At 36.6% G+C, this 13689-nt stretch carries 10 protein-coding genes; 6 read left to right on the forward strand and 4 right to left on the reverse strand.

Features of this window, described 5'->3' with window-relative positions; genetic code table 11:
* The first annotated feature begins 141 nt into the window (after window positions 1-141).
* The 4 genes from MT489_RS19220 (at window position 142) to MT489_RS19235 (ending at window position 5634) form a co-directional block, all read left to right on the forward strand.
* Window positions 142-2817: a DNA translocase FtsK gene (locus MT489_RS19220; RefSeq protein WP_244683176.1), complete on the forward strand. Its 2676-nt coding sequence runs from the start codon at window positions 142-144 to the stop codon at window positions 2815-2817.
* A gap of 240 nt (window positions 2818-3057) precedes the next feature.
* Entirely contained in the window at window positions 3058-4377 is a 1320-nt protein-coding gene (gene murC / locus MT489_RS19225; RefSeq protein WP_244683177.1) for a UDP-N-acetylmuramate--L-alanine ligase, read from the forward strand.
* A 227-nt stretch (window positions 4378-4604) separates the two neighbouring features.
* Window positions 4605-5093 carry a DUF948 domain-containing protein gene (locus MT489_RS19230; protein ID WP_244683178.1) on the forward strand — a complete coding sequence of 163 codons (489 nt, stop codon included), beginning with the start codon at window positions 4605-4607 and terminating at the stop codon, window positions 5091-5093.
* 25 nt (window positions 5094-5118) lie between these two features.
* Complete coding sequence (locus MT489_RS19235; RefSeq protein ID WP_244683179.1) at window positions 5119-5634, forward strand: YtxH domain-containing protein; 516 nt, start codon at window positions 5119-5121, stop codon at window positions 5632-5634.
* Between the two features lie 27 nt (window positions 5635-5661).
* Here MT489_RS19235 and MT489_RS19240 read toward each other — a convergent pair whose 3' ends face one another.
* A complete protein-coding gene (locus MT489_RS19240) occupies window positions 5662-7821 on the reverse strand; it encodes a cell division protein FtsA (RefSeq protein ID WP_244683180.1) in 2160 nt (719 codons plus the stop codon).
* Window positions 7822-8117: 296 nt separating this feature from the next.
* Here MT489_RS19240 and ccpA point away from each other — a divergent pair, with 296 nt between their 5' ends.
* Entirely contained in the window at window positions 8118-9125 is a 1008-nt protein-coding gene (gene ccpA / locus MT489_RS19245) for a catabolite control protein A (RefSeq protein ID WP_244683181.1), read from the forward strand.
* 122 nt (window positions 9126-9247) lie between these two features.
* Here ccpA and MT489_RS19250 read toward each other — a convergent pair whose 3' ends face one another.
* Genes MT489_RS19250 through MT489_RS19260 form a run of 3 tightly spaced genes read right to left on the reverse strand, consistent with a single transcriptional unit; the run spans window position 9248 to window position 11739 of the window.
* The gene (locus MT489_RS19250; RefSeq protein ID WP_244683182.1) at window positions 9248-10435 is read right to left on the reverse strand and encodes an acetoin utilization protein AcuC; all 1188 of its coding nucleotides are present in this window, start codon (window positions 10433-10435) and stop codon (window positions 9248-9250) included.
* Window positions 10432-11079, reverse strand: coding sequence for an acetoin utilization AcuB family protein (locus tag MT489_RS19255; RefSeq protein ID WP_244683183.1), 648 nt, complete (start codon window positions 11077-11079; stop codon window positions 10432-10434). The genes MT489_RS19250 and MT489_RS19255 overlap by 4 nt, the downstream gene beginning before the upstream one ends.
* A 27-nt stretch (window positions 11080-11106) precedes the next feature.
* On the reverse strand, window positions 11107-11739 hold the full coding sequence (locus tag MT489_RS19260) for a GNAT family N-acetyltransferase (protein ID WP_244683184.1): 633 nt from the start codon (window positions 11737-11739) through the stop codon (window positions 11107-11109).
* A gap of 149 nt (window positions 11740-11888) precedes the next feature.
* Here MT489_RS19260 and acsA point away from each other — a divergent pair, with 149 nt between their 5' ends.
* Complete coding sequence (gene acsA, locus MT489_RS19265; RefSeq protein ID WP_244683185.1) at window positions 11889-13607, forward strand: acetate--CoA ligase; 1719 nt, start codon at window positions 11889-11891, stop codon at window positions 13605-13607.
* Window positions 13608-13689: the final 82 nt, after the last annotated feature.

The raw sequence follows: 13689 nt of genomic DNA on the forward strand, positions 1-13689 counted from the left end.
TCCTTTTAATCGTGATTCTTTTATAATGTTCCATTTGACTCAATTTTTATCCTCGTTTTTTGTTATAATGAATAAATGACAGCTATGACGGTACTTGGTAAAAAGACCGGATTTATACAGAATGAAGAATAGAGGGATAAGATGTCCTGGTTTAAAAAATTATTTTCTAAATTAACAATGGAAGAAATAGAAAAAGAACAAATACTTGAATCTAAACATATCGTCCAACATACAGAAATGGACACCAGAATGATGTATCAATATCCGAAAGGGCAGTTTCGCTTTCCATTAATAGAGGATCCTCCACGGAGAAGAGATAAAAAACAAGATCGCACTTATGCTGAAAAGAATTCACAAAATCAAAATAGTAAGAATGAGCCAACACGTATCGTGCGAAAGCAGCGTGAACTTCATTCTCAAAAGATTGTTAAGCAGGAAGAAAGAGTTACGGAACAAAGAGGAAGTAGAGAAGTAAATGAAAAAAAATTGGAGAAAGTGGAGAGTAGAAAAGTTGAACCGATTATGAAGCAGCCTTTTCGTGCAACTAAAATTCCATCTCCAATCTATGGATTTGATCGACCGGAGAAACAGGATTTAGAATACGAATTAAAGGATTCTTTTATAGTAACAAATGATGACAAACTTGAACTTCATTTTGAAGAAAATAAGGAAGAGCCTATCATTGAGGATTTTGCAGGGGTTTTTGACTTAGAAGAAGATAATTTTTCTTTGGAAAATAGTGAGTCTGTTAAGGAAGACTATGTTTTTTTAATTGACAGCAATGAATTTGAGTCAGAAGACGACGTAGATTTAGGCGAGATTAATGAGTTAGAAACAGAAGACGAGGTATATTTAAGCGAAAATAATGAGTTAGAAACAGAAGACGAGGTATATTTAAGCGAAAATAATGAGTTAGAAACAGAAGACGAGGTATATTTAAGCGAAAATAATGAGTTAGAAACAGAGGAAGATGAATATTTAAGTGAAAATGATGAGTTGGAAACAGAAGAAGATGAATATTTAAGTGAAAATGATGAGTTGGATACTGAGGACCATGAATATTTAAGCGAAAACGATGAGTTTGAAGCGGAAGACCATGGGTTTGTAAGCGAAAATGAAGAATTAGGTGAAAAAGTCCGCAAATTTTCAGATGAAATCGAAGATATAAATAAGCCTCAATTAGATGAAGAACCTATTTTAGAATCTGATCGTTATCAACAAGAAAACACCAAGCAAAGGTCACATTTACCTTTTAATGTATTAATGTTAAAAAAAGACAAAGAAAAATGGCAACAAAGACAATTAAATTTGAGTACAAAAACTAAAATGCCGGAACAAACACAAATTGCAAAAGCCGAAACGGCTACGGCAGTTCAAGAAGACATTACATCTAAAACAAAATACAATTTTCCATCATTAAGTCTACTTCAACCACCTATCTTGAAGTCAGAAAACAGACAGTGGCTGGAGGAACAAAAGGAACTGCTAAGTGAAACGCTAAAAAACTTTAATGTCAATGCACATGTTGTTAACGTAAGCCAAGGACCGGCTGTTACAAGGTTTGAAGTTCAGCCAGAACGGGGAGTAAAAGTAAGTAAGATTACGAATCTTAGCGATGATATAAAATTAAGCATGGCAGCTAAAGACATACGAATTGAGGCGCCAATACCAGGGAAACGTTCGATCGGAATAGAAATTCCAAATCACGAAAGTCGACCTGTACAAATTAGTGAAATAATAGGAAGTAATGCATTTGTACAAAATGAATCGCCACTTACTGCAGTACTCGGTCTCGATATTTCTGGGGTCCCTGTCGTTACGGACTTAAGAAGGATGCCGCACGGATTAATCGCTGGGGCAACAGGTTCAGGGAAAAGTGTATGTATTAACTCAATCTTAGTTAGCTTGCTATACAAAGCGAAACCCGAAGAACTTAAGTTATTATTGATTGATCCAAAAATGGTTGAACTTGCTCCTTACAACCATATCCCACATTTAGTGAGTCCTGTTATTACCGACGTTAAGGCTGCAACTGCTGCATTAAAATGGGCAGTTGATGAAATGGAACGGCGTTATGAATTGTTTGCTCATGCGACTGTAAGGGATATTGGTCGCTTTAATGAATTGGCAACAGAAAGCGGAAGATATAGTGACAAGCTTCCATATATAGTCGTTGTGATTGATGAGCTTGCTGACTTAATGATGATGGCACCAACAGATGTCGAAGAATCTATCTGTCGAATTGCTCAAAAAGCAAGGGCCTGCGGAATTCATTTAATTATAGCAACTCAGCGCCCTTCTGTAGATGTAATTACTGGATTAATTAAAGCAAATGTACCAACGAGAATTGCATTTTCTGTTTCGTCACAAGTTGATTCCCGTACGATAATCGATATTAGTGGTGCAGAAAAATTACTCGGTAGAGGAGATATGCTCTTTTTAGGAAGTGGTTCATCGAAACCTGTTAGACTTCAAGGTACTTTTGTATCCGATCAAGAAATTGATCATGTAGTGGAATTTGTACGTACTCAAGGAATACCGAATTATTTGTTTGAACAGGAAGAACTATTAAAAAAAGCACAAGTACAGGAAGATGAGGATGAGCTGTTTGTAGAATCATGTGATTTTGTCGTTAACCAAGGAAGTGCCTCTACGTCTCTTCTGCAAAGACAGTTTCGAATCGGTTATAATCGTGCTGCCAGGTTAATATTAATGATGGAACAACAAGGTATTATCTCGGAAGCGAAAGGAAGCAAGCCGAGAGATGTTTTAATCAATGAGCGCGAGCTAATAGCATTAAAAAATTCTCTAGAATAACGCTGTATTTAATGTTATTCTTAATTTTGGCCATGTATGTAATTCTTAGATGACAAATGGTCAATAAACATAATCAATGTTATAATGGCTAAATAGAAAAACATAATAATTCTGCTTCAGCTTTTACATACTAATCTTTTTGCCGTTAATAATAATGGCAAGGATTAAAAAGCGACTTGAGCAAAATTTAGTTAGTCATCATATGATGCAAATAGACAGACGATTGTTGGAGGTTCAAATATGACTGTATACCATTTCGTAGGTATTAAGGGCTCAGGAATGAGCGCACTTGCACAAATCCTGCACGATATGGGATATAATGTGCAAGGCTCGGATGTGGGAAAATACTTTTTTACTCAAGCGGCACTTGAAGACTCAAAAATAAAAATATTGCCATTTCAGCGCGAAAATATTAAAAGTGGCATGACGGTAATAGCCGGAAACGCTTTTCCTGATACACATGAAGAAATTGATGAAGCCTTAAGTCAAGGGATTCCCGTAATAAGATACCATGCATTTCTAGGTGAATTTATGAAGAAATTCACTAGTATTGCTGTTACCGGATCACATGGTAAGACTTCAACAACGGGGTTGCTTTCTCATGTCATAGGCGGTGCAAAACCAACCTCATTTCTAATTGGTGACGGAACTGGAAGTGGTGTTAAAAACTCGGAATACTTTGTTTTTGAAGCATGTGAATATCGTCGGCATTTTCTTTCCTATTATCCAGATTACGCTATTATGACTAATATTGATTTTGATCATCCTGATTATTTTTCTAATATTGACGATGTATATTCAGCTTTTCAGCAACTAGCAATGCAAGTAAATAAAGCTATAGTTGCTTATGGAGATGACGACCAATTACAAAAAATTCAAGCAGAGGTACCAGTAATATTTTATGGCTTCGGGGAAGGAAATGACTTCCAAGCAAGAAATCTTCAAAAGTCTACTAGCGGTACAAAATTTGATGTGTTTGTTCGTAATCATTTTTATGCTTCGTTTGAAATTCCTACTTTTGGTGATCATAATGTTTTAAATGCTTTATCAGTGATTGCATTATGTCATTATGAGGAAATTAATGTAGAAATACTACAAAGCTATTTGAAGACATTTGGTGGAGTAAAACGCCGCTTTACAGAAAAAGTTGTTGGTAATCAAATATTAGTTGATGACTATGCTCATCATCCCGTTGAAATAAAAGCGACCATTAATGCTGCTCGCCAAAAATATCCTACTAGCCAAATTGTTGCTGTATTTCAACCACATACATTTACAAGAACCCAAACGTTTTTACAGGAATTTGGTGAGAGTTTAGGGGAAGCGGATAAAGTATATTTATGTGAAATTTTCGGATCTGCCCGCGAAAATCATGGGAAATTAAGTATTAATGATTTAAAAGCGAAAATTGACGGAGCGGAAATTTTACATGAAGAAGATACTTCTCCTCTTTTAATGTTAAACAACTCAGTCTTACTCTTTATGGGTGCGGGAGATATTCAAAAATTTCAATCAGCCTATGAAGGCTTACTACAACAGCAGCTGAAAAAAGCTCAGTGATCTATCATGAATTTAAAAGGGGTTGCCCTTCTAGCCTTGTTTTAGCAAGACTTTGGGTCAACCCCTCGCTTTTTTTATGAATAGTACATATTGAATAAGTGAACCATAATATTACATATTTTATGAATTAGAAGGGAAACGCCACTTTTACAACGAATATACAATTATCTGTTTAAGGATAGTTGAACAAGGGTAAAGTGAATTGTACATTAGGAGGTGCTGCATATATGCAGATTATATTATATTTAAGTGTAGCATTAATTGCGATTGCCTTTTTTATTTTAGTGATAAGCTTAATAAAAACTTTAAAAGCGATGAAAGAAACTCTTGAAAGTGTTTCGCATACGCTGGATGGACTTGAATCGCAGCTTAAAGGGGTAACTGGGGAAACTACTATGCTGCTACATAAAACAAATGTGCTTGCCGATGATATTCAAGGTAAGGTGGAGAAATTGGACACGGTTGTTCACGCTGTCAAAGATGTAGGGAATACGATACAAGATATGAATGACTCGCTTAGAAGAGTTACAACATCAATTTCATCAGTAATGGTTAGGAACCAGGATAAGGTTGCACAAGTCGTGCAATGGGGTGCAGTCGCTAAGGAGTTAAAAGATAAATGGTTTGGCGAGAAGAATAGTAGACGTCACGATCACAAGCCATATGATTCTGAGGTAGAAGTCCAAACTAGTCGACTTGAGCGTAGTAAAAGCTAAAATTATTACGATGGAGGATGATAACATGAGTAACGATCAAAATACCACTGGTAATTTCATGGCAGGAATTATTGTAGGAAGTATCGTTGGGGCTGTTACGGCTTTGTTAATGGCACCAAAGTCCGGAAAAGAACTTCGCGGTGACATTAATAGCCAGATGGAAGCTATAAAAGAAAAATCCGGTGAATGGAAAGAAACCGTAATGGATAAAAGCTCGGAGCTCACTTCAACAGCAATGGAAAAAACTGATCAACTTCGCCAAGCAGCAATGGAAAAGGGTAGCAATGTAGTAGAAGTAGTGAAAGATAAAGCTGACCAATTCCGAAGCACAGCGAATGGAGTAACTGACCAACTTACAGAAAATGCGAAAGATATGACAGATGAATGGAGAGAGACTGTTCATGAAGCTACTGACACTATGGCAGATCAGGCTCATGGAAACATAGACGAAGTCCAAGCGCTATCAAAAGATTCAACAGATACTATGACTGAAAAAACGAAAGAAATGGCAGATAAAATTAATAATTCTATGAATGAATAAGAATAAACAGGCAGCTCGACTGCCTGTTTATTTTTTATCGATTAAAGTTGGCCATATTATTTCTAAATGATCACCATTATGGATTTGTGAATAGAAGGTAGCTTCTTCGTTATTTATTAATATTGAAAAATTTCCAGATGCATTTTCAGGTTTATTTACATCGACGAAATTGAAGATATCTTGAAAAATAAAGTTCGATTCACTCGTTTCGTTCCATTCAATATGGTCTCCGGAAAATAATTCATCATCTGGATTTATATTCTCTCCATTACGTTTATATTCCACTACTGCTTTTGTAACGGTTATTCGCTTATGATTAAAAAATACTGTAATTGAACGTTTTAGTAAATTCCCCATAGAAGAAGCAAGATTAGTTATAGTAGGGAGCAGTTTCCTTCTAATGTTTAAATCAATCATTACTGGTAAGGGTTCATTTTCATTTGCTTTTTTCCCATTTAGCAAAATTTCACCTGTAAAACTTGGAATAAATGATTCTTTTCCATTAATAAATAATATAAAAGGTTGAAGTACATTAAATAATTCTATCATTTTTAAAGTGGAGAGTAGTTCTGAGATTGTTCTCGGTATATGAACTATTATTTCATCACGATCGCTGATATTATCATTAAGTGACGCTCTTTTCCCATTTTTACTAATAATAATTGGGATATGATGGGGCTTTCCATTAATAATTGCGTGTTTAGTAGGAACATCATCGATTAAATCTCTAATTCTAATGTGGGATTGTTCGCCATCTGCACCTTTTTTAGCGACAATGACATCCCCATTTTTTATAGAGTCTTCTAAACTGCATTCTTTCTCATTTTTTAATAGAATGGGAGGTTCTCCATAAGAGCCTGGGATTGTAACTTGTTGACCATTCATTGTTACAATTATTGCCATCCCCGGTTTTCCATAAAGCTTATTGATCATGATTCCAGATGCAAGAATGCAATCTGCAACTGTTAAGTCTTTCACTTCGAACATACGAGTAGTTTGTTCATTCACTGTTACAGTTACATATTGAATAGGTGATTTTCTAGCGGAAATTGCAATTCCGATCGGAGTTATATTTTCAGGCCCACCAGGAATGTGATCTGCAAAAGTTAGTCCTTGAATCGCTTCTGCTCCTCTTATAGCCACTCTATTTTCAGGCAAATGTAACATCTCAGCTAATCTTTTTGGTAGCTCAGGGGTTTTGCTGCCGCCTCCGACAAGCATAACAGCTTTTGGAGATTGCCCATTATTTAATTCTCTAATTTCCATACCTATCTCTCTTGAAAGCTTATCAATAGCCGGTGATATTTGAGCAATGACATCAGCTTTTGATATTTCATTTTCAAATCCGAGAATATCATGGACGATAATAGAGTCTTGTTCCCAAAGTTCTCTTTTTGCCTGCTCTGCTTCGGGAAAATCAAGAAGAAGCTGATCGCTTATAGCTTCCGTTATTTCGTCTCCAGCTGTTGGGACCATACCGTATGCGACAACTGTTCCCGTATTAGTAATAGCGATATCAGAAGTTCCTGCTCCGATATCGACAAGAGCCACATTTAGCCTTCGCATGGATACTGGTACGAGTACATTAATAGCTGCAATTGGCTCTAATGTTAGTGCATCGAGCTCCAATTCAGCTCTTTGTAAAGCCTTAATTAAGGAATCAACTACAACCCGAGGTAAGAATGTAGCAATAATTTCTACTGATGCTTCATCACCTTGTTGATCAATTAAATTTCCTATGAGCTGATTATCTATAAAATAATGAAGAACGGAGTATCCTACACAATAATAGGTATTCATTTTTTCGATAGATTGCCGTTCTGCAGCCACTGCTTGTGCATTTTGGACGGCTGCTAGCTCGAGATAGAGGATATCCTCTTGATTAATTATCGGCTTGCCTTTTATATTTATGACAGATTTTGCGCGCTCAGTTTTTAAAGATCTTCCGGCAGCAGCAACACAAACTTTAGAAAGTTTTCCATATTTAATTTCTAACTGTTCCTTAACTTCTTTTATCACGTGAGCAACTGCTTGTATATCGTGAATCTGCCCGTCAACCATAGCTCTTGCTTGATGCTCTTTTACAACTAAATCTAAAACTTTATATTGTTCTCTGTTCTCTTCAATAATGAGGCCGACAACAGAACGGGTACCAATATCTAATGCAAAAATTTTTTCGCCTTGCACGGAATTTCACCTTCCAGAAAATATGCAAATATGTAGCTAATTTAAAATGTATCATAACTTTAGGCTAAAAAGAAGGATAGCTACTAAGGTTTTACAGTCTAATATAAAGAAAAACTAATATTTTTTATCGAAAAAGGGTATATTTTGGAAAAGGTATGATAAAATATGAAAATTTATTCACAAATAAGGGAAATGATTTGCAGGTAAGAGGTTTCATATCGTATGATTATTGAAGTATTAATAAACGGTTCTGGATCGTTTTGTCGAAAGAAGTAATTGAGGAGTGTGAGTTGTCGATGAATGTAACAATATATGATGTTGCAAGAGAAGCAAATGTTTCCATGGCTACTGTTTCTAGGGTAGTTAATGGTAATCCAAATGTAAAGCCAACTACTAGAAAAAAGGTATTAGAAGTAATCGAAAGATTAGAATATAGACCAAATGCTGTAGCAAGGGGTCTTGCTAGTAAGAAAACAACTACGGTCGGTGTAATCATACCGGATATCTCTAGTATATTCTACGGAGAATTAGCTCGTGGAATTGAAGATATCGCAACTATGTATAAGTATAATATTATCTTAAGTAATTCTGACCAAAATTTAAATAAAGAATTACATTTACTTAATACAATGCTCGGTAAGCAAGTGGACGGAATCGTATTTATGGGCGGAAATATTAGTGAAGAATTACAAAATGAATTCAAGCGTTCTCCTGTTCCGATTGTTCTTGCTGGCTCTATCGAAGAAACTGGAACCACACCATCTGTTAATATAGATTATCATCAAGCTTCATTTGATGCTGTTACAGCATTTATTAATGAAGGGCATAAAAAAATCGCTTATGCTATTGGTTCGTTAAATGACTCAATTAATAGAGATCAAAAACTAGTTGGCTATAAGGAAGCCCTAGAAAAAGCTGGATTAGAATACAATGAGGATTATGTAGTAGAAGGCGATGATTCCTATGATTCTGGGCTTGAAGCTTGGACGAAACTTAGCCAATTGTCAGACAGGCCAACAGCTGTTGTAACGGGTCATGATGAATTAGCACTAGGAATTATGCACGGTGCACAAGATGAAGGATTAACGATTCCAAATGATTTAGAAGTTATTTCTTCCGATGATACAAGGTTAACTCTTATGGTGCGTCCACAACTCTCATCCGTTGTTCAGCCGTTATACGATATTGGCGCAGTTGCAATGAGATTATTGACTAAACTTATGAATAAAGAAACAGTAGACGAACAAATCGTTGTACTTCCTCATCGAATCGAATATAGAGGAACTACAAAAAAAGTACAATAATAAAAGAATAGTCAATAAAAGTGCGGACCTTGTATGATACGGGTCCGTTTATGCTTTTATAATTGGCCAGCAGTGTATACACTAAAAAATATATTTAAATAAAGATGTTAAAAAAACGGGCTTTATTCTTGCCCGTTTTTTTGTTTGTTTCTTTGAAGTTGCTGCCTAACAATATAAAGTGCGCGGTCAACGGTTTGTTTATTTTTCTCTTCTATATCCTTTTTCCGAGGTATGGGTTCGTACATGTCAATTGGATCTTCCCATTGGTCAATCAATTGGAAAGGGGCTTTCGGTTGCCACCGATGAACCCAATTTTCCGGTAGTGGTCCGGATATTTCACTCCATCCTATCATCTCTAGCCATATAAGTGACCACGCTCGTGGAACGACTCGCCAAATATCATAGCCACCACCTCCAACTGCAATCCATCTTCCACCACAGTATTTATGTGCGATTTCATGGGCCAATTTCGGGATTGCCCTATAAGTCGCAATAGAAGTGGATAGGTGGGTTAAAGGATCAAAATAATGGGCATCTGCTCCATTTTGTGTCACCATCACATCGGGCTGAAAATATTCCGCAATATCCATGAGAGCAGTTTTATAAGATTCAATAAATGAATCGTCTTCAGTAAAAGCATCGAGAGGGATGTTAAAAGAATATCCATATCCACTTCCTTGTCCCCATTCATTTACACTTCCTGTTCCGGGAAATAAATATCTTCCAGTTTCATGTATTGAAAGTGTGCAGACAGTATTATCATCATAAAAAGAGCTTTGCACCCCATCTCCGTGATGAGCATCAGTATCTATATATAAAACTCGTGCCTTGTATTTTTCTAAAATATATTTAATCGCAACGGCACTGTCATTGTAGACGCAGAAACCAGAAGCTTTTCCTGGAAAACCATGGTGCAGGCCTCCGCCAAGATGAAGAGCGTGATCAGCCTTACCTTGTAAAACATAATCAACCGCTGTTAATGTTCCTCCAACAAGTTGTGCACTCGCCATATGCATCCCTTTAAAAATTGGAGTATCTTCCGTACCTAAACCAAAATTTTCCGCCTTTTCTTTTGAAAGATTCCCGTCACTTGCAAGCTTTACAGCCTCAATATAAGAAGGTTCATGATTTAATAGAAGTTCTTCGTCAGATGCGATTCGCGGTACTATAATATCATCCGTTTTAATGGCACCGAGTTCATTTAATAAATCTAAGGTTAATGTTAATCGATGCTGATTAAATGGATGATGTTCCGAAAATCGATAAGACAATAATGAGTCAGAGTAAATGAATACTGAATCTTTTTTCATGCTTTCATCCCTGGCGAATTTGGCCACATCACTTGAAGTCCTTCTTTTTTTAAGTTCTCAATCACTAAAAGCGGATTCATTGTAGCCACCCGAAAAACAAGGATTTTAGCGTTTTCATTATCTTGAGCGGGATAGACAAGGACACTATGGACATTCACTTTGAACTTCTGAAAAATACCCGTTACTTCATGCAGCACTCCTGGGCGATTTTCAACTTTCACTTCTATTTGTGAACCGGGCTTATTAGCACCAGTTAATTCAACCAATGTATGTAATAAATCTGTCCCAGTTATAATACCTACTAATTCTCCATTTTGTAAAATCGGTAGACAGCCAATTTTATGATCATAAAAAATAACGGCTACTTCCTCTACAAAATCAAGTGGATGACCAGTAATAATATTTGTAGTCATAATAGTTGAGAGTGGCATTTCGAGTTGTTCATGTAATTTATCACTTTCGGAAAATACGGGAGTAGCACTTTTAATATCTCTGTCAGTTACTAGACCGATCATTTTCTTTTCACTATTTAATAGGGGAAGATGCCTTATGTTTTTTTCACGCATGAGATGGATGGCGGTTCTAATTGAATCTTCGGGCGATAATGTAATGACATCTTTCGTCATAATTTGTTCTACTATCAATCTTTTCACTCCTTTTTGAATAGAATATTAATACATAAAGCGATTTACAAAACGAATACTATCAAACTGCTGAAGGGATTCTGTATCAACTCTTGCACCAACTCTAACCATCAAACAATTAGCGGGGTGCGATGTAATTTCTGGATCGTCAGTGGCATACCATTCCAATCCCCCCGAATTCATCATTTTCTCCATTATTTTTCTGTATTCCCACACATCCAAACCAGTACCTTTTAAATCCCAATGCCAATAATATTCCGTTGTGATGATAATATAATCTTCCATTGCATCATCCATCATGGATACGTGTAAAAGTCCTTTTCCAACCCCAGATCCTCTATACTTTGGAATGACTTCTATTGCTCCTAGCTCTATTAAATTCACCATATTCCCCTGAGACCATCTTTCCAAAGGGTCAGGGTAAAGATATGTCACGTAACCTACGACTTCATTTTCATATCTGGCAATAATAATTCTTCCTTCTGGGAGATCTGCAATACCTATTAACGCTTCGTGTTGCTGTTTTGCTGGACGGAAAGCAACTAGGTCTTCATGAAACTCTAGTTTACTGAGCTGATCTGCAGATATAGGTCCTTCAATGAGCAAATTGCCATTCTTCGTCTTTAATTCCATCGCATTATATGTTTTTTTATGCTCCACAAAACCCCTCCTAAAGTGCTTGTATTCATATTATAGCTGTAAATAGAAATTAAAAATATGTTCAAAAAATTGTAAAAAAATTTGAGAATAATAGTTCTTTATATTATAATATAAAACGTGATTCTAGACACTAAAGGGGAGTTGTGCACATGAAGTTGGAAGCGTTGCCAGTCATCGAAGGTAAATACAATTTACAGAATTACGATGAAATGTATGCAAATTTTAATTGGTCTGAAGCAGAGAAAAACTTTTCATGGTATGAAACTGGCCGTGTAAATATGGCCTATGAAGCAATAGATCGTCATACGGAGACGTTCCGCAAAAATAAGGTTGCGCTATATTACCGCGATGGTGTAAGAGACGAAAAATATACGTTTAATGATATGAAAAAATGGACGAATAAAGCAGGAAACGTTCTAAAGACGTATGGAAATGTTGAAAAAGGCGATAGAGTATTTATTTTTATGCCTAGATCTCCTGAACTATATTTTGCTATCCTTGGAGCGATTAAGCTCGGTGCAATTGTTGGACCACTTTTTGAAGCATTCATGGAGGGAGCGGTAAAAGATAGATTAGAAGATAGTGAGGCTAAAGTTCTTGTCACGACACCGGAATTATTAAAAAGGGTTCCAGTCGATGAATTGCCTTCATTGAAACATATATTCCTAGTAGGTGATGGAATTGAAGAGGAAGGACCTTTTATTGATTTTAATAAGCGTTTAAAAGCTGCTGATAAAAATCTTGAAATAGAGTGGGTTGACCGTAATGATGGAATGATCCTTCATTACACATCTGGCTCTACAGGTCGTCCAAAAGGTGTTCTTCATGTTCATAATGCAATGATTCAACAGTACCAAACGGCTCGCTGGATATTAGATTTACAAGAAGAAGATATTTACTGGTGTACAGCAGATCCAGGATGGGTAACAGGAACATCTTATGGTATCTTCGGACCTTGGTTAACAGGAACCACAAATGTAATTGTTGGAGGACGCTTTAAACCTGAAAATTGGTATCAAACATTGGAAGATTACGGAGTAACTGTATGGTATAGTGCTCCAACTGCCTTTAGGATGTTAATGAGTGCAGGGGATGAGCATGTAAAACAATTTGATTTATCAGAATTACGCCATATTCTAAGTGTAGGGGAACCACTAAATCCTGAAGTAATCCGTTGGGGAATGAAAGTGTTCAACAAACGTATTCACGACACTTGGTGGATGACAGAAACGGGTGCAATGTTAATCGGAAACTATCCATGCATCGAAATCAAACCAGGTTCCATGGGAAAACCAATTCCAGGAGTGGAAGCTGCGATTGTAGACGATCAAGGAAACGTCTTACCGGCCAATAGAATGGGTAATTTAGCTATTAAAAAAGGCTGGCCATCCATGATGCACGAAATTTGGAATAATAAAGAAAAGTATAATTCATATTTCCTAACTGGTGATTGGTATGTATCTGGAGACTCAGCCTATATGGATGAGGATGGCTATTTCTTCTTCCAAGGAAGAGTAGATGACGTCATCATGACTTCTGGAGAACGTGTAGGTCCGTTTGAAGTAGAAAGTAAGCTACTTGAGCATCCTGCAGTAGCGGAAGCAGGTGTTATCGGAAAACCTGATCCAGTTCGTGGTGAAATCATCAAAGCATTTATTGCGTTGCTTGATGGTCAGGAGCCTTCAGAAGAACTTGCTGAAGATATTAAACAATTCGTGAAAAAAGGTCTTGCTGCACATGCTGCACCTCGCGAAATTGAATTCCGAGATAAACTTCCAAAAACACGCAGTGGAAAAATAATGCGCCGAGTCCTAAAAGCTTGGGAGCTAAACTTGCCAACAGGTGACTTATCTACAATGGAAGACTAATTAAAAGTCCCGTACCATCTATAGTAATGGTACGGGACTTCTGATTTTTATTATTCTCGATAATTATACTGTCGCTTGAGCC

It is taken from the genome of Lederbergia wuyishanensis (assembly GCF_022900255.1).
Taxonomy (GTDB): Bacteria; Bacillota; Bacilli; order Bacillales; family Bacillaceae_C; genus Lederbergia; species Lederbergia wuyishanensis.

Coding starts and splice junctions, on each gene's coding strand:
- MT489_RS19220 (WP_244683176.1), top strand. CDS start 142: ATGTCCTGGTTTAAAAAATTATTTTCTAAATTAACAATGGAAGAAATA.
- MT489_RS19235 (WP_244683179.1), top strand. CDS start 5,119: ATGAGTAACGATCAAAATACCACTGGTAATTTCATGGCAGGAATTATT.
- acsA (WP_244683185.1), top strand. CDS start 11,889: ATGAAGTTGGAAGCGTTGCCAGTCATCGAAGGTAAATACAATTTACAG.
- MT489_RS19230 (WP_244683178.1), top strand. CDS start 4,605: ATGCAGATTATATTATATTTAAGTGTAGCATTAATTGCGATTGCCTTT.
- MT489_RS19250 (WP_244683182.1), bottom strand. CDS start 10,435: ATGAAAAAAGATTCAGTATTCATTTACTCTGACTCATTATTGTCTTAT.
- ccpA (WP_244683181.1), top strand. CDS start 8,118: ATGAATGTAACAATATATGATGTTGCAAGAGAAGCAAATGTTTCCATG.
- murC (WP_244683177.1), top strand. CDS start 3,058: ATGACTGTATACCATTTCGTAGGTATTAAGGGCTCAGGAATGAGCGCA.